Here is a 25,351-nt window from a genome sequence, read left to right as displayed (position 1 = left end):
CTTTTATTTAAACCGACTACTAACCATTTTTTTCATACATACCTAAACTATGAATCGAATTCAAAAAAACTTTAACAATTTTGACATTATTAGTGATATACATGGTCACAGCAATGACTTAAAAAATTTATTAGGTGCCTTAGGCTACAAGTTAAAAGGGAACTACTACCAGCATCCGGAAAGAAAAGTACTCTTTTTGGGCGATTATATTGACCGAGGTGTAAATGTTGTTGAAGTACTAGAAATTGTCAAAAACATGGTAGATAATGGAGAAGCCATTGCTTTAATGGGAAACCACGAATACAATGCCATCTGCTATAATACACTAACTGTTGATGGAACTTATTTACGAGAACACAGTAAGAAAAACTTCAATCAACACGCCATTACCATGGCAGCTTTTATGCAAAAACCCAACTTGTATAAAATGTATATTGAATGGTTTAAAACCCTACCTCTATTTTATGAAAATGATTCCTTTCGTGCAATTCACGCTTGTTGGGATGAAGAGAGCGTAGCTTATCTTAAAACGCGTCTCATGGATAACTGCTTAACAACGGATCTTCTCGAAGAAGCCAATACAGCAGATACTCCTTTATATCATGCTGTAGAAATTGTATTGAAAGGAAAAGAGATAAACTTACCCAACAATCAATCTTTTATTGATAAAGATGGAATCATTCGCCATTCCTTCCGAGTAAAATGGTGGGAAGAGCCTCAAAAACCACATACCTTAAGTACAGTAAGTGCCTCAGTGATTAAACACCACACCGATGAGGCTGTAGATATTCAAGAAGTGAATTTCTATACCAAAGAAGCAAAACCAGTATTCTTTGGACACTATTGGATGAAAGTCAATGCAAATCGAACTCCAGTAATCTTAACTCCAAATACCTGTTGCTTGGATTATAGTGTCGCTAAAAATGGACATTTGGTTTGTTATCGCTACACTGGTGAACAAGAACTAAACTCTAATGCCATTAACTTCATTAAGGAATAACTAATACGTAGAAGGATTCAACAAATCAATCAAGTCATATTGTAAGATTTTTGGATCCTTTTTCATTGAAAATCGCTTCGTCAAAAACAAAGAGAAACTCTTATTGGATAACTGAGTCGTATAGCCTTCTACTTTATCAAAGTACATTGCACTTAATGACGAGCGTATTCCAACTCCCCATTCTTCTCCTTGATAGGCAAGATTGAGTGTACTCGCTATTTGCCCATTGACATAAAATACCGTATTTCTGGTTTGGAGATTTTCGTCAAAGATGCCATTAATCCCTACACTGAAAGATGGTGAAACTAAAAACTTCTTCCAGAGTACCCAATTGTAAGCATAGCCAACAGTCGGACCAAAACTAAAACTACGCCTATCATTTCCTTGTATACCTTCAGATAATTCAGGTGTATTTTTAATAACAGTCAAAAAACTAGTTCCGCCAATCAACAAGGCTCCAGCTGATTTTTTCTGTATGCTATTTTTATTGTTCGCCGCACCGATTGAAAACTTATCGGAATTAAATACATAGGTAAATCGACCTCCATACATATTAATTCTCAAATCATTAAAACTGAGGTACGTTTTACTATCCCCATCATAGCGATAAAACCCTTTATATTGTTGAAAATAGAAATCAACCAAAAACTTCTTGCCAACCAAATGATATTGCAAATCAACCGTACTACTTTTACCTTTCTCTTTATCGCGCATTCCAGAAAAACCATGGCGATAACTCAAGGAAGAGTTTTTCCAGGAAAAAGCTAATCCAATGTTTAAAGGTCGATTGGGTTCAAACGTAAACTCCTTTTTGTCTTCTTCATAATTGAGAGACAAATACTCTTGGGTCAAACTGGTCGATGCTCCATAGGTATGCTTATATTTGCCAATATACAACGTATCCACTTGAGCCAAACTACAAGTCCAACAAAGCAAGCTGATGCTTACAACAAGTATGTTCCTTTTCCTCTCCAATCTAAAGTGGTTTATTAAGTGAATAATTCTTCTATTTTCTGAATACCATCACGCTGACAAATAATGCGATAGCGTTTATATTCTGTATGATCTTCATATTCAATCTGGGAGATAAAATTAATATAATAAACTTTATCTGCATAAAACCCGATAACTTGTTCATTTTGTTCATCTAAACTCAACACCGAAACTTTGGGATTATCCATACGTTGCAATAAACGCGTGAGGTTAAATCGAAAAATATCGTGAACCCCTTTGAAAAAATAGGTGCTATTTTTCATCATTTCTCCTCGGTCCAAAGAGACTTTCTTGCGATATAACAATATTTTTTCATTGTGAATTCTATTTTCAACCTCTAATAGCACTGAGCGATTTCGGATATTGAGGATTTCAGAAGGAACTTTTTCATCCGTGATAAAATCAACTGCTTCTTTAATCCATCCTATTTGTTTTCCCTTAATACTAATAGACGTTTTATTGTCAAAGTACTTTCCTCCTAACTTACCTGCAAAATAGAAACGCATCAGATCTTTGATTCGATCTTTCAGCATATAACCTACAACCAAAGCAACAAATAAAGGCATCGTAAAGTTGCCGTATTTTTGCTGAAAAGAAAATGCGACAATCGTTGCAAAAACCATAGATATTCCTGCAGCAATGCTATAATATACCTGCTGTACAAAAACGCCATCGCTATCTTTTTTCTTATTTGATTCTAAAATCAAATCGGACTCTACGTATTTATTCAACATGGCATAGCGATAAATAACCGCTTGATTGGTTGCCTTTTCATTGGCTTTAATGAAACTATACCCCATGTTCTTCATATAGGCCTGTTCCGATAAAATCAACTGTTTTACTTGATGCTGTAGCAATTGAAAACGTTCATCTGATACGAGCATCAATCGATCTAACAATAAAAAGCTATAACGCAATAAGGTATAGGATAAATACTCATCTGCAAAACTGAAATAGTTTAGATATTCCTTTCCTGTTACCGCTTCATTTTGGTGTAATTCTTCTTTTAATGCTCTATACTTATCGCGGATGGAGATACTTGAATTGACATATGCTTGAATTAAATCTACATGTTGATCTTCTGTCGCCTGTTTAAAATCAGTAACTGCATTGCGCAAGGCACTTCTAAAAATAGCCATGAACATCTTCAGTTGGAATTCTATTTCATATACATGAATTGCAGTTTCTTCTCTCAACAAATCCTGAGTAGCTGCACTTAAGTTATTATAAGGAATCGCTCCTTCATCCACAATAGCAGCGAGCTTATACACTGGTGTAATGAAGCGTATTTTAGACTTTACATCTGAGTAAAACTGATCTTTAGAATAGGTCGTCTTATTCAGATCTAACGTATTGGGAACGAAAATCCAAGTATTAATTGTAAAATCGCTTTTATGCTGATTTTCACCCTTTATAAAACCAACTTTCATTTCTAAAGTATACGCATCATGCGACCTAACCTTGATATCTAGCATTTTAATTGTATTTAAAATTACTTTACCCCTACCTGCCTTGTGTAACACTTGAAGATTGTCCTACTAACTCCTTCACAGCGCAGATTGATACAAATTTAATTATAAAAACCACATATTTATACCTTTACCAATTTCAAAGTTTACCTCCCCCCTTTCTTGCCGTATAGCGCAATGCTTCGCTATGCTAATCCAATTTCCTACGGCTGACTCTACTAATTATATGTAAAGTTTTTGATTCAAATTTACCCCAAACAAAAATCTTTACTTATCTTTCAACTCTCATTGGTAATCACTTTACCTAGATTTAAAAAAAGCAATACTATGAAGGGAATTATATTGGCAGGTGGTTCAGGAACACGATTACATCCTCTTACCTTATCTATATCGAAACAACTTTTACCCGTTTACGATAAGCCAATGATTTACTACCCTTTATCAACGCTCATGTTGGCGGGTATTCGCGATATCTTAATTATCTCGACACCTCGAGATTTGCCTTTATTTGAATCTTTACTGGGAACAGGTGCACAATTGGGAATTCAATTGTCCTATGCTGTACAACCCCAACCAGAAGGAATTGCTCAGGCTTTACTTATTGCAGAAGACTTTATTGGAACCGATCCTGTTTGTCTAATTTTAGGGGATAATATTTTCTATGGCAATGATTTAAAAAATAAATTACAACAAGCTATCCTTGCAGTAGAAGAAGAAGAAAAAGCGGTTGTCTTTGGCTATACGGTTAAAGATCCACAACGCTATGGTGTTGTTGAGTTTGATGCACAACACAAGGCTATTTCAATTGAAGAAAAACCAACCGATCCCAAATCTAACTTTGCTGTAGTTGGCTTATACTTCTACCCAAACAGTGCCGTAAATCACGCCAAAACGCTACAACCTTCTGCTCGCGGTGAACTAGAAATAACAAGTTTGAATAATCTGTACTTGCAACAGGACAATTTATTAGTACAGCCCTTAGGACGCGGTTTTGCTTGGCTTGATACAGGAACACACGAATCCTTAGTCGAGGCTACTGAATTTGTAAAAACAGTAGAAAAGAGAACGGGACTTAAAATTGCTTGTTTAGAGGAAATTGCCTTATACAAAAAATGGATTTCCATCGATGCCTTAGCGCAACATATAGCTCCTTATAAAGGAGAATATTACGACTATATTCGAGATAATATTCGCTTCATGCAAAAGTAAAACCGCTTACTTTTTTTGCTCAATGGCAGTAATCCAATCCTGATTAGCTAAATACCAAGCTACGGTTTTTCGCATGCCTTCTTGTACTTTTTCAGCAGGCATCCAACCTAGGGCTTGTAATTTTGTAGCATCAATTGCATATCGGAAATCATGTCCTTTTCGATCTTCTACAAAGCGAATCAATTGTTGACTCGTTCCTTGTTCTTGTTGTAACTCTTCATCTAATATTTCGCATAAAAGATGTACAAGTTCAATGTTTTTTACTTCATTAAAACCTCCTACATTATACGTTTCACCAGGTATTCCATGATCTAAAATGAAGCGAATCGCCTCCGCATGATCTTCAACATACAGCCAATCGCGGATATTTTCTCCTGTTCCATAAACAGGAATTGGCTTTTGCTGTAAGATATGTTGAATCGTTAAAGGAATTAATTTTTCTGGATATTGATTAGGTCCGTAATTATTAGAGCAATTGCTAATCAAATAAGGCATTTGATAGGTTTCTCCATATGCGCGAACAAAGTGATCAGAACTAGCCTTAGAAGCAGAATAAGGCGAATTAGGCGAATAGGCCGTTGTTTCTGTAAACAAACCTTCACTCCCCAAAGTTCCATAAACCTCATCCGTACTAATGTGGTAAAATACTTTTCCTTCCCAATTGTTTTCCCATAATTGGCGAAAAGCATTCAGTAGCACAACTGTTCCCATTACATTTGTCGTTACAAACGCCAACGGATCGGCAATAGAACGATCAACATGAGATTCTGCAGCTAAATGAACAACATGGGTAAATTGATAGGTTTCAAATAATTGCTGGATGAAATATTCATCGCGAATATCCCCTTGTACAAATTGATAATTGGAATATTCCGCTATATCTTGAATATTAGCTAGGTTTCCAGCATACGTTAGTGCATCTAAATTGACAATTATATCATCGGGATAAGCTGTTACAAATTTGCGTACAACATGACTTCCTATAAAGCCAGCGCCTCCCGTAATTAAAATGCATTTTGAAGATTTCATTTGCTTGTCTATTATCAATAACAAACAAATATAGTTATAAAAAAGCTACGCATACCTCGATATGCGTAGCTTAATTTAATCAAAAAAGGCCTATATACTTATAGACCTTTTTGTATTAGTTATTTAACATAACAGGCATTACAAGCATAGTTACTGCTTCTCCATCTTCTAGACCATCTACTGGTGTTAAGATACCTGCTCTGTTTGGCAATGACATTTCTAATTGAATCTCATCCGATTGAAGGTTGTTTAACATCTCCAATAAGAATCTTGAATTAAATCCGATTTGCATATCGTCTCCTTGATAATCACAAGTTAAACGCTCATCTGCTTTGTTTGAGTAATCGATATCTTCTGCTGAGATATTCAACTCTGTACCTGCAATACGCAATCTGATTTGGTGTGTAGTTTTATTTGCATAAATAGCCACACGACGAACTGAATTCAAGAATTGAACTCTGTTCAATAATAATTTATTCGGGTTTTCCTTTGGAATTACCGCTTCGTAATTTGGATATTTCCCATCGATTAAACGACACGTTAATGCGTAGTTATCAAACGTGAATTTTGCATTCGAATCATTAAATTCAATTACTACATCCGCTCCAGACGCCATTAAAATATTCTTTAAAATATTCAATGGTTTCTTTGGCATGATAAAACTAGCTTCACTTGGTGAAGTGATATCTGTACGAGAATATTTAACTAACTTATGTGCATCCGTAGCAACGAAAATTAATCCTGTCGGTGCAAATTGAAAAAATACCCCTGACATTACTGGTCTTAAATCGTCGTTACCTGCTGCGAAAATTGTTTTGCTAATTGCTGTTGCTAAAACACCAGCTGACACTTCTGTTCTTGATGGATCTTCTAAGCTCTCTGCTTTAGGGAATTCATCTCCTGCAGAATAAGCTAAAACGTATTTTCCAACATCTGAACTAATTTCAATCGTATTGTTTTCCTTTACTGAGAAAGTCAATGGTTGCTCAGGAAATGTCTTCAATGTTTCCAACAATAACTTAGCAGGAACAGCAATACTTCCTTGACTAGTTGATTCTATCTCTAGACTAGCAGACATTGTTGTTTCCAAGTCAGACGCTGAAACTCTCAAGATATTATTATCCAATTCAAACAAGAAATTGTCTAATATATGTAAGGTATTACTACTACTAATAACACTTCCTAATACCTGTAATTGCTTCAACAAATAGGAACTCGATACTATAAATTTCATATTAAAATATTTTTATACGTAAAAGGCTTTACACCTACAAATATATTCGATTAACTTCAATAATAAAAGTAGAATTTGCACTACTTTTTAACAAAAGCCTTTCTTTTAAAGAAAGAAAACAAAAATCCAATCACCAACAGAACGACAATCGGAACAACTAACACAATAATTTGGATGGTTGTATGCTTTTCAAAAACCTTCATCTTATCTAAAACTGGAATTTTAACTTCCTTAGTACGAAGGTTAATCAGTCCAGAATCGTCCAATAAATAGTTCACCGCATTGAACAAAAATTCTTTATTTCCGTATAGTTTATTGGTCCATTTATCATAGCCCAATTCCATCGGTTGATAGTCTTGATCCAATTGATTTTTGATGATATCCCCATCACTTATCACGATCATTTTCGTTTCTTCACTTTGTTTTTTCGCATTTGGTAAAGCAAATGGCAGTACTCTATTTTCAAAAACAGACTTGAATTGCCCTTCTAACAGCACCCCCAACACATAATTCCCCTTTCCTTCATACAATTCAGGAGTCGTTTCTTCATTGAGCATATCCAAGGTAATCTCCGCTGGAGTACCAACAGTCAAGGAATATTGAGACGATTGTAAAAGCACAGTTTTACGAATGCCGTTTTTCAACGTGTCAATTGGCGAAGCAAAATCCATGCGAACCCCTTCAATATTCTTCACTATAGGATGATTTGATTCAGGGTAAACAAAAGGAGCGAATTTCCAAATAAACTCCCCGTATTGTGTTTCACTTCCTTGACGTCCCAATGCTAATTTTATTGGAGTTGCCACCTCATCTTTTACCAAAAGTGGATTAATACGCACGCCGTATTTGAATAGCATTTCTCCCAAAGACTGATCCTTTGGATAAGCCAACATGGTTCCTTTGGCGCGTAAACTGTCAAAATCTGCTTGTACTTGATCTAACAACCACAAGGTTTTTCCACCATTCATGATGAATTGATCCAAAACCTCTATCTGTTTTTCATCAAATTCTCGCGTTGGTTTAGCCACAATAGCCAAATCAAATTCCTTCAGCTGTGCTAAGGTTTTTTCTGGTGTTTTAGCAACTGAATCTAACGTAAAAGGCGCAATGTGATAGTTCTCTTTAGCCGAAATTAAAAAATCTGCGATATATTGGTCCTCTAATTGGCCATTGCCCTTTAGAATCGCAATCTTTTTCGATTTAGGCGTATTAATCTTTGCAATAGCTTCCGTAAAAGCATATTCTAAATGTTGAATAGAAGTCAATACTTTCTCTTCGGTATTCGCTCCAATCATATTTTTCAACAATTGAACTTTTACCATTTGTTCCCCTTTGCTAACAAAAGCCCAAGGAAATACTAAAGATTGAGATTGAATCCCTTTATCATTAACCGTTAAGGTAACGGGCTTAGCCCCTAGCCCATACAGGTTACTTACAATTTGATCTTCTGTTCCGCCCCCTTCTTCTAAAGGATTGACAAAACGGAATAAAATATTTGAATTTTCAGCACTAAACTCTTCTAGCAATTGACGTGTTTCTCCTTGTAGTTTGACGAACTCTTGAGAAAATTGACCTTCTAACAGCACCTCAATTAAAATAGGTTCTTCTACCTGATCGATAATTTCATTCGTAATTGAAGAAAGCGTATAACGCTTGTCTTGTGTCAAGTCGAAACGATGATGTACAACTGATCCAATACCGTTTAACAGTACAATTCCGGCAATAAAACTACCAAGCTGAACAATATTTTTCTTTGTCTCTCTTTTCATTATTTGCGCAATTGATTAATTCGGAATACAGTCAAACTCAAAAATAAAGCAGAAAAGGAGATAAAGTAAAGTAAATCTCTTGTATCAATTACTCCCCTAGAAATACTGCTAAAGTGAGCATGTATTCCCAACTTGCCAATACCGTGTAAGGCTTGTACACTATCCAATAGAGTTAATCCATAAGAAGCCAACAGACAAAACAGGACGGCTAAGATAAAAGAGACCACCTGATTACTTGTCAAGGAAGAAGCAAAAAGCCCCATGGCTACATAGGCTGCCCCTAAAAATAGAAGTCCTAAATACGAACCAATCACACTTCCTAAATCAAAGGTTTGTCCTGCTAAAAGATACTCTTGCAACACCCAAACATACACCAAAGTAGGCAGGATAGCTAAGAGCACAAGCGTGAGTACTCCAAAAAATTTACCCAACACAATTTGCCACGGAGACAACGGTTTGGTTAAAAGCAATTCTATGGTTCCTTGTTTAATTTCTTCTGAAAAACTTCGCATGGTCACCGCGGGAATTAAAAATAAAAATACCCAAGGAGACAAAAAGAAAAAAGGAGATAAATCGGCAAATCCACTTTGGGGGATATTATAATCTCCATCCAAGACCCAAAGGAAGATTCCATTGACAATCAAAAAGACAATGATTACTAAATAACCGATTGGCGATCCAAAAAAGGATTTAATTTCGCGCAAACACAGTGCTTTCATATAGTAAATGCGTTTATTTTAACGTAGCGTATTTATCCACACTCCACGCTTCAGCTTTTTCTTTGAATAGTTTCTTGAAATAAGGCCAAACTTCTCCAAATAACGTTGATTTTTTATACGTATCTAAATCTGATTCTTCAGTCCAATAGCTGTAAGTAAAAAAGATATTCGGTTGATGTTTATCTCTGTATACTTCTAGAAATTGACAACCTGGAAAGTTGCGAATTTGGTCTTTGTATTTTTCAAAATGATTTAAAAAATCATCTATTTTATCCTCTTGTAAGGTAAGTTTTACGATACGTACAAACATATTTTTTTACTTTAGATTACTCTTCACTAAATTCTATAAACAACTGATCTTCTAAATGCACGCCTAGTAACGTTCGGATAGAACCACCAGGTTCATTTGTTGTTGAATACATAATCGCCACTACCAATTGTCCAACTTCATTAAATAAAGCGAGTAATTCTCCAGCTTTATTCAGCAATTCACTTGGATCATTGACATTGAAATCAGCGTAGTATTCATTTATTTTTGTAATTGTACGATTTTTTATTCGAATACCAAAGTTTCTTCCCCTTCCCACTTGTTCAAACAATTCTCTCGAAATATTCGTCACTAGATTTCCGAATTTATCTTCATACACGTATGTTCCAATAATGAGATTCGGTTTAACGGTAAGATTTTCAAGCAATAAGTTCATCTTATACAAAGAATCAATCGGTTGTCCGATTGCTTGTAACTCTTTTCCTTCACACAGTTGATACGCACAGTACACGAATACGTCATTTGTACTCATGCCTTCCACGTGATTAATCGCAACCGCTTCTTCAAACTCATGCGTGCCGAGTGCAACTGCAATTGCCCCATTATCCGTTCCGATAAAGTAATGGTCTTGATATTTCACGCATATAGCAGCCGAAAAAGGCAAGATAGCAGAGGCTACAGATAGAATATGAATGGTTCCTTTTGGAAAATGGCTATACGCCATAGAAAGCACAAAACCAGCATCTGCCACTCGATAGTTTCTCACTCCATGAGAAATATCAACTACATTACAATTTTGAATATTAGAATATATCTTCCCCTTTAAAACGCCTACATAATAATCCGTATATCCAAAATCAGTTGTTAATGTAATTATTCTCTGCATTATTTTTTAGTCTCTATTTTTATAAGAAAAATCAATTTTTTATAGTAGATTTGAAATACAAAATTAGACTATTTTTTTAATTAATTCGTATTAGTATTGAACGAAAGAATAATAGAACTATCGGAAATTAGCCCTAAAGAGTTTTGGGGACCTCAAGACATCCACTTAGACGTTTTAAAAAAGCTTTACCCTCGTGTTAAAATAATCGCAAGAGGATCTCTATTAAAAATATATGGAGAGGAAGAAGTTTTAGATGAATTTGAACGAAAATTTGTCCGTTTGGTCAAATACTTCACTCGATATAATAAGATTGATGAAAATGCGATTGAGCGCATTGTATTGGATAGTGACATCCAACAAACCACAGCTTTAGACGATGTCTTGGTGCATGGTGTTGGAGGGAAGCTAATCAAGGCTATGACGGAGAATCAGCATAAGTTAGTCAAATTTGTAGAGAAAAACGACATGGTTTTTGCCATAGGCCCTGCGGGTACTGGAAAAACCTATACGGGTGTTGCTTTGGCTGTTCGCGCTTTAAAGAACAAAGAGGTTAAGCGTATTATTCTAACACGTCCTGCAGTGGAAGCTGGTGAAAACTTAGGTTTCTTACCAGGGGATATGAAGGAAAAATTAGATCCGTACATGCAACCGTTGTACGATGCATTGCGAGATATGATTCCGCCACAAACCTTAGAAGACTATTTATTCAAAGGCGTGATTCAAATTGCACCTTTAGCGTTTATGCGAGGTCGTACCTTAGATAATGCTTTTGTTATTCTAGATGAGGCACAAAATACCACGCATTCTCAGATGAAAATGTTTTTGACGCGTATGGGAAAAAACGCCAAGTTCATCATTACTGGAGACCCAGGACAGATTGACTTACCGCGCAAAGTTTCTTCTGGATTAAAAGAAGCAATAGAAATTCTGAAAGATGTTGAGGGAATTGGCATGCTTTACTTGGATGACAAAGATATTGTACGCCATAAATTAGTAAAACGCATTGTAAATGCTTACAAAATTGTGGAAGACAGACGAGATACTATCAAACCAGATGATATAAAAAAGGTTGAAAACAATTAAGTTTTCAACCTTTTTTTAATATTCAATTATTTACTCCCAATGTTATACGTTATAGGTATCTCTGAAAAATTGCAATTTTAATTCTTCCCCTATAAACAAATTCAAATCATCTCCATCTAACTCGTAACGATCGCATTCTTCAAGAATTTCTAACAATTCTTTTTCTTTGCTTTCGTTCAAAGAAACATAGTCCGGAGACAATACAATTTTAAAAGCGATGCTCTCTCCTTCACAACGGAGGTCACCATAAATCATGTGATTTCCACCACTTCCAGAAAAGCTACGTGTATTTACATCAATACACACTAAAGGAATTTGATTAATTCCCAACTCTTCTATTCTTTTATTTTCAAAAGCTTTGAATACCCAATTTCCAGATAATTTCTTATCGTACAAGTAATGTCCAAAGCATGCGAAATCTGTTTCAATACCATCTTTCTTGCTCAAGCTAACAGCAACTGAATGATCAAATCTTCCATCTAAAAAAGAACGAGCGCTATCATCTTTGTAAATGACAATTTCGATTTTCTCATTTGCAGTCGATGATCGGTATACTCTTCCCTCTCCTTCAATTAAGGGTTCTTCATAAGGAAAAACGATTTTTACATTCGGTTTCATACTAGCATAAACAATCCCTTTCTTACTGATGGTGATTGTTTGTAAAGAATCTTGTGCTAATATTTTAAAAAACACGCCCTCTGAATCTTCTTTCTTCAAGAGGTCCAGTTGTTTTGTATCATTTTCTTTTTGTCCCTTTTCAGTTAAATTATCACTTCCACAAGAGGGAAACAATGAAACAGTTAAAGCCAATATCATATTCTCAATCTTTTACGTTACAAAGATAATCCCAAACAACATACCAAAAAAAACGAACTTTTTTTATTTAGTAATACTTTAACGTTTATTACTCATTATTTTAGAATTTCAATTATAAAATTAAATAAATAATTAGGAACAAAAAAATAATATCACCTAAATATCAGAAGTAAAATCAATAAATTAACAAATAGATAAAAACTGAGATAAAATATTTACATTGAGATCAATTAACAATTTTAACTCCTCTTAACCTCAAACCCCTTAATAAAAACAAAAAACAAAAAAACATTTGCCTTCATTCTGCTTACAAATTTGATTTTCACCTCTACAAAAAAAGGAAGACTTGAGGTTAACCTCCTCATTTTGGGGTAAAAAAAAACTGTTTACACCTCAAAGGGAGAAACAGTTTCACATGCGTAGACCACTAATTTTGAAGTCGTGAAATAAGTCCATCTTTACAATAAAGCCGTTTTATATCCTGTTTGGCGAAGACAAAACATCAAATCTTCTTCATTATTACTTATACAATACACGCGTATTGTTGAATTGTCTTTTTTCTGAAAAATAGGTTTAAAACTTTTTGGTAAACTAGCATAAAATGGATCCATTTCTTTTAATTCATACTTTGGATCTATATCTACAGTAACCAATACCACGAACTCATTTGCTTTTAATACAATTGGTAATTTCATATATCTTATTTTTTAATTCTATCGAAATTTAAAAAAAATTTCAGACAATTCATATTTCATTATCAAAAATCTTATGTAATGTCAACTAAAAACACACAGATAAAATAACTGTTATGAAATTTAATTCATTTTTTTTCAGCATTATTATTTAATAAGTAACAAAAATGCATTCTTAAAAAGAATACATTGGTCTATATTCCATTTGTTTTACACTATTAAATAAATGTTATATTCTAATAGTATAAGCTATTTTACCTACTTTTGTTTCATCTAAAAACAGTAAGAGCACATAACAACTTAGAAAATGCAAAACATTCCTAGTGTTAACTTACGTGATTTCCTATCGGATGACCCGGTACGTAAACAAAAGTTTGTAAATGAAATCGGCCAAGCCTACGAAGAAATTGGATTCGTAGCATTAAAAGGACACTTCTTAGATGATCAATTAGTTGAGAATCTGTACACTGAAGTTCGCAATTTTTTCAACCTTCCTTTAGAGACCAAAAAGAAATACGAAATCCCTGGCATTGGTGGCCAAAGAGGATATGTATCTTTTGGAAAAGAACATGCCAAAGGAAGATCAGAAGGAGATTTAAAAGAATTTTTTCACTTTGGGCAGTATGTTGAAGACAACCCTGAATTAGAAAAAAGTTATCCTGCCAACGTAACTGTTGACGAATTACCTCAATTCAATCCCATCGGAAAAGAAACGTATCAAATGTTAGAAAAAACAGGGGTTTACGTTTTACGTGCATTAGCAATCTACTTGGGACTTGATGAATTTTACTTCGATAAGTTCGTCAAAAACGGAAACAGTATTTTAAGACCTATCCACTATCCACCTATTACGGATGAGCCTAAAAATGCAGTTCGCGCAGCAGCTCACGGAGATATCAATTTGATTACTCTACTTATGGGCGCACAAGGTAAAGGATTACAAGTACAAAATCACAAAGGCGAATGGATTGATGCTATCGCTGCAGAAGATGAATTAGTAATCAATGTTGGAGATATGTTATCTAGACATTCAAACAACCGATTGAAATCTACTATTCACCAAGTGGTTAATCCACCGAGAGAACTATGGAGTACTTCTCGTTATTCGATTCCTTTCTTCATGCACCCTATTAGTGAAATGCCACTCAATTGCTTAGACAATTGTATTGATGAAGCTAATCCTAAAAAATTTGAGGATATCACAGCAGGTGAATTTTTACACCAACGCTTGGTTGAGTTAGGTTTAATTAAATAGTTTTATTGGAGATGGGTTTGGGGGTATGTATGGGTTATGAGCAACAAACATCATAAACCTTATAAACATCCTTTTTCCCATCTCCAATTTCCATTTTCTCCTCTCCCATTTTCCCTTTTTTTACTATCTTTGAGTAATACCAATACAAGTAGATTTATAAATCCAAATTAAAATAATGGCAAAGAAAATCAGTAGTTTAGAAGACTTAGGTGGTTTTGTTTTTTCAACAAATAAGGACTTTGAATTCAGTCAAGAAGAAGTAATGGATACATTATCTCCTAATGAACAACGACTGGAAGCTCATTTGGACAAGAAAAACAGAGGTGGTAAAGTGGCTACAATCATCAAGGGTTTTGAAGGGAACGAAGATGATTTAAAAACATTAGCCAAAGATTTAAAAACACTTTGTGGCGTTGGAGGAAGTGCTAAGGATGGTGAAATCATCATTCAGGGAAATTTTCGTGATAAAATCATGGAGTATTTACAAAAAAAAGGCTACAAAGTGAAACGTGTAGGCGGATAAAAAAAGGAATAATATGAAAATAAAATCATCTGAACTTATTTTAAATCCTGATGGTAGTGTTTACCACTTGAATTTAAGACCTGAGCACTTGGCAGAGAATATTATCTTCGTAGGTGATCAGAATCGAGTAGATCGAATTTCGAGACATTTTGATACTATTGAATTTTCTACACAAAAAAGAGAATTCAAAACGCAAACAGGTACGTATAAAGGCAAGCGTTTTTCTGTAATTTCAACAGGTATTGGCCCTGATAACATTGATATTGTCGTAAACGAAATTGATGCCTTATTCAATATTGATTTAGAAACTAGAGAAATTAAAAAAGAACTGACCTCAGTGAATATTGTGCGTATTGGTACTTCGGGATCTTTACAAGCGGATATTCCTGTTAATAGTTTTGTTTTATCTCAATATGGCTTAGGATTGGACAACATGATGCGTTCGTATCTTATAGAGGATATTACGGATTATGCCATGGAAGAAGCATTTATTGCTCATACCCAATGGGATTTGAGAAAAGGACGTCCTTATTTCATTCAAAATAGCCCTTGGTTAGAAGAAAAATTGAGCAGTGATCAAACCTTTAAAGGAATTACAGGTACTGCTGGAGGATTCTACGGTCCACAAGGTCGTGTCTTGCGTTTAGAAATCCAAGATCCAGAATTGAATCACAAAATTGACAATTTTAAGTTTAACGACTACCGCATTACTAATTTTGAAATGGAAACTTCAGCTATCTATGGATTAGCTAAATTGCTAGGACATCACGCTGTTTCCTTGAATACCATTATCGCGAATAGAGCCAATGGTACTTTTTCAGAAGATCCATATGCAGCTGTAGATCAATTGATTCTTTACACCTTAGATAAATTAAGCGAAATTTAATACTATATATCGCTTCTTGATACTAAAAAAGCTCAGCCTTAGCTGAGCTTTTTATTTTTTATAATACGCTTGAAGGTCAAACCCTAACAATGCGTTATACTTTTCGTACTGTTCATCTATCGTTGCTGTGAGGTGAATTTGCTCTTTTGTCACAGGATGCTCAAAAGTTAACTCAACAGCATGCAGCAACATAGCAGTAAGACCAAATTGATCCAACCACAATTTATTTTGCTTATTACATCCGTGGGGTCTACTCCCCAAAATTGGATGAAAAATATGTTTAAAATGTTTGCGCAATTGGTGTTGTCTTCCCGTTTCTGGATAGGCTTCTACCAACGAATAACGCGAAGTAGCATGCTTGCCAAAAGGAATCGCTGCTTCTACTCGTTGTAAAGTTTTATAGTACGTCTTTGCCTCTTGTAATTGTCCACTATCATTTGTCAGTGCATAATCAATGGTCTCTTCCTCTGCTGTATATCCTCTCACTATAGCCATGTATTTTTTCTCCACTTGTCGAGTAGCAAAAACTTCATTGAGTTGTTTTAAGACCTCTTTTCTCAAAGCAAATAACAACACCCCCGATGTTTTGCGATCCAATCGGTGCACAGGATATACATATTGCCCAATCTGATCTCGCAAAATTTGAATGGCATATTCTTGAATATCGCTTGCAATAAAAGACTTGTGTACTAATAAATCACGAGGTTTATTAATCGCTACGATATATTCGTCTTGATACAAAATTTCTAACATGCCGCAAAGATACTTCAACTTGATTACTACCAAAGCCATTGGTATAATTTATAATCTCCATTTTTAAATAAAATAATACATTTGCGTACTTTTTTGCATCGTATATGACAATTCAAATAGCTCAGAAAAAAGGTGTTTTTGCTCTTATTAAACAATCTTTTTCTAATGAAACAATCGATTTAACGAAAATTCCAACGAATAAGGCAGTTCTGCTCTTGGCTATTCCCATGATGTTTGAAATGCTGATGGAATCCGTTTTCGCTTTAGTGGATTTATATTTTGTCGGGCATCTCAAAGAAAGTGCTTTTGCTATTCAAACTGTAGGACTTACCGAATCGCTACTGTCGATTATCTATGCTATTTGTATCGGTATTAGTATGGCAGCCACTGCTATTATTGCTCGTCGTATTGGAGAAAAAGATAGAGAACAAGCCTCTATTAATGCCGCTCAAGCGATTTCTATTGCCACCATCATCACTATCGTTTTGAGTGTCTTGGGCTTTATTTTCGCCAAAGATTGGTTGATTTGGATGGGTGCTTCAGAAGAATCGGCAGAATATGGCTATGGTTATACGCGTATTTTACTTGTGAGTTGTGTATCGATTATGATGCTCTTTCTTATCAATGGTATTTTTCGAGGAGCTGGAAATGCAGCGATTGCCATGAAAAGTTTGTGGTTTGGTAATTTATTCAATATTATACTTTGTCCCATACTCGTTCGTGGTTGGTGGATTTTCCCAGAAATGGGATTAGATGGAGCTGCCTATTCAACGGCTATTGGACGCAGTGTAGGGGTATTATATCAGATTTACTATCTCACGCGAAAAGATTCCTTGATTCAACTCAAATGGCACTATTTCAAAATGCAGGGAGAAAAGGTTTGGCACATTCTGAAGATTGCCATTCCAGGTATGATTCAATATATGATTTCAACATGTAGTTGGGTGATTTTAGCGCGTATTGTTGCGCAAAGTAGTGGAGAAATTGGGTCTTCTGGTTTCTTAACGTGCTTGCGCTTGATGATTTTCTTTATTTTACCAGCTTGGGGATTGAGCAATGCTGCTTCTACTTTAGTAGGGCAACATTTGGGAAATAAAGATCCACAACGGGCAGCTCAATCTGTCATGACTACATTAAAATACAACGTTATTTATATGTTAGTTGTGACCGTTATCTTCTTTACTATGGCAGATTATCTAGCTTCTATTTTTACCACACAAGAAGATATTAAATCCGTTACTATTTTAGCCATGTATATCGGTGCTAGTGGCTTTATCTTTTACGGAATAGGGATGACGTTAATGAATGCGTTCAATGGAGCAGGAGATACTTTAACCCCTTCTATTTTAAACTTTGTCGGATTCTGGTTGTTCCAGATTCCCCTAGCCTATGCGTTAGTATACTATTTCAACTGGGGCTCAGAAGGCGTATTTATCGCAATTCCTGCCGCAGAAACACTGATTGCAGTTTTGGCATTCATTGCCTTTAGAAGAGGAAAATGGAAGTTGAAACAGGTGTAATGGGAATGGAAAAGGGTTAGGAGTTATGGATTAGGCGTTATGGATTAGGCGTTATGGTTATGGGTTAGAAGTTATGAGTGAAGGGTTTAGGGTGTCTTTTTTAATCATTAAACAAATTGTTTTTTATGATTAACCTCTATCAAGGATGTACAAACCATTAAAAATAATGCTTTAGAATATTAGAAACCCAAAAGCTTTTATTAACTCAGAAGATTAATTAAAAAAGCAGTCAACCAGTATAATAATACTAGGTCTCATCATTCAATAGCAAAAATGAAACGGGGGTTTCATTTAAAAACAAATGGTTTGGAAAAAGTACTTTTTCCAAACCATTTATTACTATATTTAATAATGAAGTTAATGTTTAAAAACGCCCCCTATTTAGGGATGTTCAACTCTTAACTCCTAACTCCTAACTCCTAACTCCTAACTCTTAACTCTTAACTCTTAACTCTTAACTCTTAACTCTTAACTCCTAACTCCTAACTCATACCCCTTGTCTAACCATATCCACATGCGGAATACCATCTTCTAAATATTCTTCTGAAACAGGTTCAAATCCAAATGATCCATAAAATTTCTTCAAATACGATTGTGCGCCGATTTGGATGGCTTGGGCACCGAACTCCTCTTCAATTTTCTCTAATGCCAAGTCGATTAAAACCCTTCCTAATCCGTCTTTTCTATACTCTTGATGAACTGCTACCCTTCCGATTGAAATTTCTTTATAACTCAAACCTGGAGGAACAATTCTCGCATAAGCAATTACATTTCCGTGTTGTGTAGCAAACACGTGTAAGCAATTTTTATCTTTTCCATCTAGTTCTGGATAAGGACAATTTTGTTCCACTACAAAGATATTAGTACGTAGTTGCATGATATCATACAATTCATCCGACGTCAATTCTTCAAACGCTTTTGTATGCCAATGAATGCTATTCATAACTTAATTAATTTAAGGCAAAAATAAAAAAAATATGGGTATTCCGATGTGATGTTATTCCATTTTATCTCGTAGTTCATCATTTACTGAGGTAGCAACAAATACACACCTACAGCAAAGCCATTATTCAAAACGTGAAAGAAATAACCATACCAAAAACCAAAACGCATGCGCAAATATCCCATTCCCAATCCTAATACAAACTGTGGTAAAGTAATAAGTGGAGCTAAAAGGATAACACGTAAAGGAAACTCTTCAAAATTAAAAATGTGTATTGCAGCAAATGCAACCGAAGCGATATAAAAAACCACTGGAAAACGGGCGGTCCACCAATGCGCAACACGCGTCTGGTATTTCAAACACGAGAAAAGAAATAAGGCTAATAGCAAACCTGAAAAAATATAGAGGTACATTGGCCCTTGCGGACTGATATTTTCTGCAATCGGAAAAGCAGCTTGCGTCATATATGCCGTAAATGCAAGGACACCTATAATGACATTTCGCAAGCGAAAACGCATCGCTAATCGAAAGGCAACTTCCTCTAGCAATGGACCGAATAGCACTGCAAAACCAATAAATCCAAAAATTCCTATTTGTTCCATGACTTCTTCAAAACGGTCATGCATGGGAATATCAATAAGAGAATCTAAAAGTGCTCCACCAAAAATGATGAATACAAAAAGGCATAACCACAAACGAAAGGTATACCCCAATCCTTGTTTAGGTGTTTCTGTACTTTTTTCAGTGTTAGGTCTTCGCAAGAAAGACAGAAAATCAATTAGTAATTCGCGGGTTGACATGTTCTGTTTTATTTGAGTTCAAGGTACTAAAAAATATCCATCAACAAAAAATGGCTAATATGAATCCTTGTAGCATTCTTTCGTAACTATAAAGTCAATCACTTCGAGGATTAACCAATCTTTTTCGGGTTATTAATTAACTTTTTAACTCAGTTTATTTGAAAGCTTAATTAACGTTTTTTGATTATCAATTCCCTTTCTTGTTAAGTTTTAAAGCATCGTTTTTTTTTATAATATTTCCTAGTTAATTTTAATTCAAGATATCAAAAACAAATGATGTTTTTAATCCAATTTACACTAGATATCAAGGTGTTAATAAAATATTTACACAAAACATGATGGAAACTATCATGAATAATTCATATAGAGTATCAGAAATAAGTGAGTCTCGTTGCATTGAAATTAAGGAAGATTCTATTTGAAAAAGGTTTCTTTAAATTATGATGAATAAAATAGACTTTTTTTTAAATCAGTAACCTTTTGCAAAAGTCTTGAAACTCCATGATTATATAATATGAACTAATACCGAGTGTTTATCCTGAATTTGTGTTTACATTATTTAATAGTATTATTTTATAAATCCCTGTGTAACAAGATTTAGAAATCATCATTATGTACAATACTACTTTATATCTTGTTAGTTTCTTTTAAAATTCTAGTATTTTCCTTATTTGGTATAATACAATAAAAGACGTTTATATTTTAATATAATTTTTGAGTCTCTTCATAATTACAATATTGAAGAAGAAATACTCTTGGCCGAGAGATAGACCGAACCACAACAATTAAAGTCTTAAATCTATGATTAATATTAACTAAAACATCAATAACCATGAAAAAATTAAAACCAGAAAATTTCCTAGAAATTGAAGAGCTTTCAGCCTTAGAAAACGAAACCTTAAAAGGAGGTACAGCTGAATCAGATGTAAAGGTTGAGAAGAAAGTTGAAAAGAAAAAAATCGAAAAATCTATCTAAATCTAGTAATCATGCAAAATTTTAAGCCCGAAAATTTCTTAGAAATTGAAGAATTATCAGCATTAGAAAATGAGACCTTAAGAGGAGGAGCTTCAGAGAGTGTTGAAATTAAGAAAGAGAAGAAGAAAGAGAAGAAAATAGAATCTAATAAATAATTAATTCTAAATAAGGAGGTGTTTAAGTCAAAGCACCTCCTTATAAATTCTTTTAAAATTATATATATGAAAACAAATAAATTTTCTAAAGATTGGTGGTATTCATTTGTGGACAGAAATCTCTCTTTTTCAGAGTGTCAAGTCTACAAAGAGGTGATTTCAGAAGATATTTTAATTTCACTGGATCTTGGAGTGAGAGAGATGTTAAGATCTAGAATCAATGAATTTAATATTAGAGATGGATTTAGACTATATATTGATGAAAGAGAGTTAAGCGATTCTGAGATAAGAAAGTTAATTAAAGATAATAAGATAGATGATTCAGAAAGTATTGAAGCATATTGTAATCGGGTCTTTGGTAATAAATTTGGGATAATTACTAACTATTGCGAAAAACATTCTGAAATATTAGCTAATACTGTGCTAAAAACAATTAGCCCATTGTTTGAAATTGTGGGTATTCCGCCTTGGGGTATAGAATTAACAACTTTTATTGGAAATTATGGTTGGACACCTATAGGAATACATAAAGACAATCGTGGAGAAAATGTTTTACATTATCATTTGGGACCAGGTAAAAAAATAATATATGTATGGGATGAGGATCTATATGACAAAGTAACTGGTGGGGTTTCTAATAATAAGGATGTAGAACCATTACTCAAATATGCAAAAAAACATGAATTTGGAGTTGGAGATTTATACTATATGCCTTGGAATAAGTATCATATAGGATATTCTGCAAATTTCTCAATTGGGGTAACTTTATGGTTTAATAATCCGACTAGATATGATTTTTCTACGTTGATGGTTGAAACCATTAAGAATTTATGTTTGAAAAATGATCAGAGTATTATAGAAAGTCAATTAGATTATAGTACTAATGAAAATACTTTTAATGATTTTATAAATACTCTTAATATTAAACAAGAGGTTTTAGAAAAGCCATTAATTGATTTTTTTAAGTCTATTTATAACGAATATAAAAAGTGTCTGATGAGTAACGGAGGTTGGCAAAATATACCTCTTAGTCTATATGCTAAAATTGATAGTGAAAAAGATTATTTTCCAAACTTAGAAAGTAAATCCCTTCTACCAAATGATTTATTTAATATCAAATTTGAAATTATAGAAAGTAGGTTGATTATTTATGTCCGAGGTTCAAAACTAACTTTTAAGCATTTTCCAGAATTAGTATCAATCATTAATATTATTAATACTTCTGAGACAGAAATTGACATTAAATCTATTATTTGTAGATATGAAACCTTACCTAAAGAAGTGATTTTATACTTTTTGAAGGTTTTGATTAATAATCGTGGAGTTAAAGTTAAAGATTTGAATTTAAAGGAGCTAAATTAATTATGAAGGGATATGAAATTGTTAAAGAAGGTGAGGGTACTTATATTTTTGTAACTGATAATAATATTGAATATCAACTAGAGACAAAACGCTCTGGAATTGTATACGAAGACTTTCAAGGAGAATGTAAAGATATTATAGAATTAGCATTGAATTGTGATATAAATACAGCTTCTAAAGATTATAAAACGACATTGACATTAGCCAATTTTTTTGAGGGACTCGCCAGTTCTCATGACGCGATTTATTTGCAGATACACAATCAGCCAGAACACCTTTATGAGGATAAGGTTCAGAGAAGAGGATTATCTCGACTAAAACTTTGGAATCGAGAGATTTCAAAGTTTTTTAAAAATCATATAATGTTGAATAATTTAGTATTGAACCCAAATAAAAGCAGTGATATTTTAAGTATTATAATAAAAAAAGATTCTATTTATTATAACCAATTTGTAATAAAATTTTATAGATTCTGCTATTTTAAAATGTATAAAGATATTTCTTGATTGAAAATGTTTAGAAAAAAAAAATATATTAAGCTAACTCGTCAACATGATTTAATGGACTGTGGGCCTGCTTCATTAAGTATGATAACTAGTTTTTATGGCAATAGATTTTCTCTATGTAACCTTAGAGAATTGTGCCAAATTGGTAAAGACGGAGTTTCAATGCTTGGAATCATTCACGCTGCACAAGAAATCGGGTTTGAAGCAAAAGCGGTCAAATTAAATCTAACTCAACTTGTTTATAATTTTACGTCTCCATGTATTCTTTATTGGAATAAAAATCATTTTTTAGTTTTAGAATCAATTGCTATTGTAAATAATAATTGTTTTTTAAAAATTGCAGATCCAGCTCATGGAAAAGTAACTTTAGGAGAGAAAGAATTTATTGATGCTTGGTTGAAAAATGAAGAGAAGGGAATAGCCTTATTTCTTAATCCTACAGAACAGTTTTATTTATTAAAAGATCAAAATGATTTTAAGGAAAGAGTAAATGAAATATTAAAATTGTTTGTTCCCTATAAGAGAAAGATTTTTTTATTAATGTTTTTTGTTCTAGTAAGTAATATGTTGAGTATAGCTCTTCCTTTTTTAACCGAATCCTTGATAGATAATGGGGTAGAAAAAAAGGATCTAAACTTTATTACTTTAATTCTTTTAGCTCAACTATTTATTTTTTTAGGTATTATGGTAATAGATATTTTAAGGAATTGGTATACACTTATAATCGGTGCAAATTTTAGTATTGATGTAATATACTCATACTTAGATAAGATTTTAAGACTTCCTATTCGTTTTTTTGACACTAAGAATTCAGGAGATTTTAATCAGAGGATACAGGATAATGTAAAAATTGAGGAATTCTTTACTTCGGATAGTATACTAACTATTTTTTCCTCTTTGACTTTGATTATTTATTCAATTATCTTGCTTTATTATGACATCTTTCTGTTTATTATTTATTTGGGACTTACTGTCTTATCAATTCTATGGTCGTTTTTTTGGTTAAAAAAAAGAAGAACTTTGGATTATCAATTGTTTAGTGCAAAATCTGAAAATCAAGAAGCTGTGTACGAGTTTTATAATGGGATTATGGAAATGAAACTCAATCAGTTTGAAGATTATAAAAAAAAGAAATGGATTTATTTACAAAAAAAAATATTAAAACTTAACATTAAGTCATTAAAAAACAATCAGTTTCAATCAATCGGATTTACTTTCTTTAATCAACTTAAAAATATTTTGGTAACTTTTTTGGCAGCAAGTTATGTTATAAAGGATGTAATGACTTTAGGAGCTTTATTAAGTGTTTCTTTTATTATAGGACAGATGAATACACCAGTTTATCAATTACTAAACTTTATTAAATCACAACAAGATGCATTTTTAAGTTTTAATAGATTAAATGAAGTATACTCACAAAAGGATGAAGAAAAAGATACAGATGTCAAACTTGATCTAGCACATGGACCGTTAGACATTCGAATGGAAAACGTTAGTTTTAAGTATAATATACTATCCCATAAAAATGTTCTGAAAAACGTCAATTTAATTATTCCTAAGGGAAAGATAACAGCAATCGTTGGACATAGTGGAAGTGGAAAAACAACATTAATGAAGTTATTATTGAATTTTTTCTTGCCGTCTGAAGGAAAAATAGCGTTTGGAGAAGATGAAATAACGCAAATATCAGCCAAGAGCATTAGAGAAAATTCTGGTATAGTGATGCAGGATGGTTATATATTCAACGATACCATAGAAAGAAATATAGCTATGAATGATGAAATTGTAGATAAACATAAAATGAAAAATGTTCTTGAAGCTGTTAATTTATTTGAGTTTGTCAATTCACTTGCACTAAAAGAGTTTACTAAGATTGGCTCTGGAGGAAATGGACTATCTGGGGGGCAAATGCAAAGAATACTGATAGCAAGAGCATTGTATAAAAATCCAAAATACATTTTTTTAGATGAAGCTACCTCTGCACTTGATTCTATAAATGAAAAGGAAATACATAATAACCTCAAGCAATTATTTTATAATAAAACGGTTGTAATAATTGCTCATCGATTAAGTACTGTTCAGAATGCAGATCAAATAATAGTACTTTCAAATGGTGAAGTCGTAGAACAGGGAAAACACAAAGAGTTGATAAACAAAAATAATTACTATTTCACATTAGTTAAAAACCAATTAGATATATAAGAATAATGTCATTTTTTTGTTAAAATTAGTTATAATTATTAGTTTTATTTTCACTAATATGTCTTTTACTATGGCAGCAAAATACGAAAAAGTGATTTATAAAAGTATAAATACAAGCGAGTATGCTTTAATTTATCAGATACTTAAAAATAATATCGAAGATTTTCCTGAGAATAAGAGTATTAATTATAAAGATTATGGTAGCAATTATTCATTTCAAATCGTATTAAAAAGCAATCATTTTAGATTGTAGTATAAGAGTAATAGATTGTGTAATAAAAAAATAGATACTATAATAGTAAA

General features: G+C 33.4%; 26 protein-coding genes. 13 read left to right on the top strand and 13 right to left on the bottom strand.

From position 1 onward, the window contains the following. The first annotated feature begins 49 nt into the window (after positions 1–49). Positions 50–1,000: a metallophosphoesterase gene (locus ACUTSE_RS07315; protein ID WP_445639725.1), complete on the top strand. Its 951-nt coding sequence runs from the start codon at positions 50–52 to the stop codon at positions 998–1,000. Here the strand turns inward: ACUTSE_RS07315 and ACUTSE_RS07310 are convergent, their stop codons facing one another. Together ACUTSE_RS07310 and ACUTSE_RS07305 are read right to left on the bottom strand one after the other, a co-directional pair. Next, positions 1,001–1,975: a DUF4421 family protein gene (locus tag ACUTSE_RS07310; RefSeq protein ID WP_445639724.1), complete on the bottom strand. Its 975-nt coding sequence runs from the start codon at positions 1,973–1,975 to the stop codon at positions 1,001–1,003. Between the two features lie 14 nt (positions 1,976–1,989). Then, positions 1,990–3,468 (bottom strand): hypothetical protein, encoded by a 1,479-nt coding sequence (locus tag ACUTSE_RS07305; protein WP_445639723.1) that lies wholly within the window; start codon positions 3,466–3,468, stop codon positions 1,990–1,992. Positions 3,469–3,789: 321 nt separating this feature from the next. Between ACUTSE_RS07305 and rfbA the strand changes: the two genes are divergently transcribed. Further along, positions 3,790–4,671: a glucose-1-phosphate thymidylyltransferase RfbA gene (rfbA, locus tag ACUTSE_RS07300; RefSeq protein WP_445639722.1), complete on the top strand. Its 882-nt coding sequence runs from the start codon at positions 3,790–3,792 to the stop codon at positions 4,669–4,671. Positions 4,672–4,677: 6 nt separating this feature from the next. On the opposite strand, the gene rfbB is transcribed toward rfbA, so the two are convergent. From rfbB to ACUTSE_RS07270, 6 genes are all read right to left on the bottom strand, one after another. Further along, on the bottom strand, positions 4,678–5,700 hold the full coding sequence (gene rfbB, locus ACUTSE_RS07295) for a dTDP-glucose 4,6-dehydratase (protein WP_445639721.1): 1,023 nt from the start codon (positions 5,698–5,700) through the stop codon (positions 4,678–4,680). A gap of 115 nt (positions 5,701–5,815) precedes the next feature. Next, on the bottom strand, positions 5,816–6,934 hold the full coding sequence (gene dnaN / locus ACUTSE_RS07290; protein WP_002986677.1) for a DNA polymerase III subunit beta: 1,119 nt from the start codon (positions 6,932–6,934) through the stop codon (positions 5,816–5,818). 80 nt (positions 6,935–7,014) lie between these two features. Beyond that, positions 7,015–8,703 carry a gliding motility-associated ABC transporter substrate-binding protein GldG gene (gldG, locus tag ACUTSE_RS07285; protein ID WP_445639720.1) on the bottom strand — a complete coding sequence of 563 codons (1,689 nt, stop codon included), beginning with the start codon at positions 8,701–8,703 and terminating at the stop codon, positions 7,015–7,017. Continuing rightward, a complete protein-coding gene (gene gldF / locus ACUTSE_RS07280; protein WP_445639719.1) occupies positions 8,703–9,422 on the bottom strand; it encodes a gliding motility-associated ABC transporter permease subunit GldF in 720 nt (239 codons plus the stop codon). Before gldF ends, gldG begins: the two co-directional genes overlap by 1 nt. Positions 9,423–9,435: 13 nt before the next feature. Continuing rightward, positions 9,436–9,732, bottom strand: coding sequence for a putative quinol monooxygenase (locus ACUTSE_RS07275; protein ID WP_002986682.1), 297 nt, complete (start codon positions 9,730–9,732; stop codon positions 9,436–9,438). Between the two features lie 16 nt (positions 9,733–9,748). After that, the gene (locus ACUTSE_RS07270; protein WP_002986684.1) at positions 9,749–10,576 is read right to left on the bottom strand and encodes an SAM hydrolase/SAM-dependent halogenase family protein; all 828 of its coding nucleotides are present in this window, start codon (positions 10,574–10,576) and stop codon (positions 9,749–9,751) included. Positions 10,577–10,672: 96 nt separating this feature from the next. Here ACUTSE_RS07270 and ACUTSE_RS07265 point away from each other — a divergent pair, with 96 nt between their 5' ends. Beyond that, a complete protein-coding gene (locus tag ACUTSE_RS07265) occupies positions 10,673–11,659 on the top strand; it encodes a PhoH family protein (protein WP_002986686.1) in 987 nt (328 codons plus the stop codon). 42 nt (positions 11,660–11,701) lie between these two features. Here the strand turns inward: ACUTSE_RS07265 and ACUTSE_RS07260 are convergent, their stop codons facing one another. After that, positions 11,702–12,475 (bottom strand): hypothetical protein, encoded by a 774-nt coding sequence (locus tag ACUTSE_RS07260; protein WP_115091115.1) that lies wholly within the window; start codon positions 12,473–12,475, stop codon positions 11,702–11,704. 458 nt (positions 12,476–12,933) lie between these two features. Then, positions 12,934–13,170: a hypothetical protein gene (locus tag ACUTSE_RS07255; RefSeq protein WP_002986691.1), complete on the bottom strand. Its 237-nt coding sequence runs from the start codon at positions 13,168–13,170 to the stop codon at positions 12,934–12,936. Positions 13,171–13,474: 304 nt separating this feature from the next. On the opposite strand from ACUTSE_RS07255, the gene ACUTSE_RS07250 reads away from it, so the two are divergent. The 3 genes from ACUTSE_RS07250 (at position 13,475) to ACUTSE_RS07240 (ending at position 15,831) form a co-directional block, all read left to right on the top strand. After that, on the top strand, positions 13,475–14,422 hold the full coding sequence (locus ACUTSE_RS07250; protein WP_259189073.1) for an isopenicillin N synthase family dioxygenase: 948 nt from the start codon (positions 13,475–13,477) through the stop codon (positions 14,420–14,422). 175 nt (positions 14,423–14,597) lie between these two features. Then, entirely contained in the window at positions 14,598–14,945 is a 348-nt protein-coding gene (locus ACUTSE_RS07245) for a translation initiation factor (protein WP_002986695.1), read from the top strand. A 13-nt stretch (positions 14,946–14,958) separates the two neighbouring features. Continuing rightward, entirely contained in the window at positions 14,959–15,831 is an 873-nt protein-coding gene (locus ACUTSE_RS07240) for a nucleoside phosphorylase (protein ID WP_445639718.1), read from the top strand. Positions 15,832–15,882: 51 nt separating this feature from the next. Here the strand turns inward: ACUTSE_RS07240 and ACUTSE_RS07235 are convergent, their stop codons facing one another. After that, on the bottom strand, positions 15,883–16,584 hold the full coding sequence (locus ACUTSE_RS07235) for a pseudouridine synthase (protein ID WP_445639766.1): 702 nt from the start codon (positions 16,582–16,584) through the stop codon (positions 15,883–15,885). A 104-nt stretch (positions 16,585–16,688) separates the two neighbouring features. Here ACUTSE_RS07235 and ACUTSE_RS07230 point away from each other — a divergent pair, with 104 nt between their 5' ends. Then, entirely contained in the window at positions 16,689–18,104 is a 1,416-nt protein-coding gene (locus ACUTSE_RS07230) for an MATE family efflux transporter (protein ID WP_445639717.1), read from the top strand. A gap of 487 nt (positions 18,105–18,591) precedes the next feature. On the opposite strand, the gene ACUTSE_RS07225 is transcribed toward ACUTSE_RS07230, so the two are convergent. Continuing rightward, the gene (locus ACUTSE_RS07225) at positions 18,592–19,047 is read right to left on the bottom strand and encodes a GNAT family N-acetyltransferase (protein WP_445639716.1); all 456 of its coding nucleotides are present in this window, start codon (positions 19,045–19,047) and stop codon (positions 18,592–18,594) included. An 83-nt stretch (positions 19,048–19,130) separates the two neighbouring features. Beyond that, the gene (locus tag ACUTSE_RS07220) at positions 19,131–19,847 is read right to left on the bottom strand and encodes a CPBP family glutamic-type intramembrane protease (protein ID WP_445639715.1); all 717 of its coding nucleotides are present in this window, start codon (positions 19,845–19,847) and stop codon (positions 19,131–19,133) included. A gap of 832 nt (positions 19,848–20,679) precedes the next feature. On the opposite strand from ACUTSE_RS07220, the gene ACUTSE_RS07215 reads away from it, so the two are divergent. From ACUTSE_RS07215 to ACUTSE_RS07190, 6 genes are all read left to right on the top strand, one after another. After that, complete coding sequence (locus ACUTSE_RS07215; protein WP_445639714.1) at positions 20,680–20,823, top strand: hypothetical protein; 144 nt, start codon at positions 20,680–20,682, stop codon at positions 20,821–20,823. An 11-nt stretch (positions 20,824–20,834) separates the two neighbouring features. Further along, positions 20,835–20,978, top strand: coding sequence for a hypothetical protein (locus ACUTSE_RS07210; protein WP_002986709.1), 144 nt, complete (start codon positions 20,835–20,837; stop codon positions 20,976–20,978). A gap of 66 nt (positions 20,979–21,044) precedes the next feature. Continuing rightward, positions 21,045–22,340, top strand: coding sequence for a hypothetical protein (locus ACUTSE_RS07205; protein WP_445639713.1), 1,296 nt, complete (start codon positions 21,045–21,047; stop codon positions 22,338–22,340). Between the two features lie 2 nt (positions 22,341–22,342). Further along, positions 22,343–22,846 (top strand): hypothetical protein, encoded by a 504-nt coding sequence (locus ACUTSE_RS07200; RefSeq protein ID WP_445639712.1) that lies wholly within the window; start codon positions 22,343–22,345, stop codon positions 22,844–22,846. Positions 22,847–22,852: 6 nt separating this feature from the next. Then, a complete protein-coding gene (locus tag ACUTSE_RS07195; RefSeq protein ID WP_445639711.1) occupies positions 22,853–25,048 on the top strand; it encodes a peptidase domain-containing ABC transporter in 2,196 nt (731 codons plus the stop codon). A 70-nt stretch (positions 25,049–25,118) separates the two neighbouring features. After that, a complete protein-coding gene (locus tag ACUTSE_RS07190; RefSeq protein WP_445639710.1) occupies positions 25,119–25,301 on the top strand; it encodes a hypothetical protein in 183 nt (60 codons plus the stop codon). Positions 25,302–25,351 lie beyond the last annotated feature (50 nt).

This window comes from Myroides sp. TSA_177.3, assembly GCF_052691955.1.
This window is presented reverse-complemented; position numbering and strand designations above follow the sequence as displayed.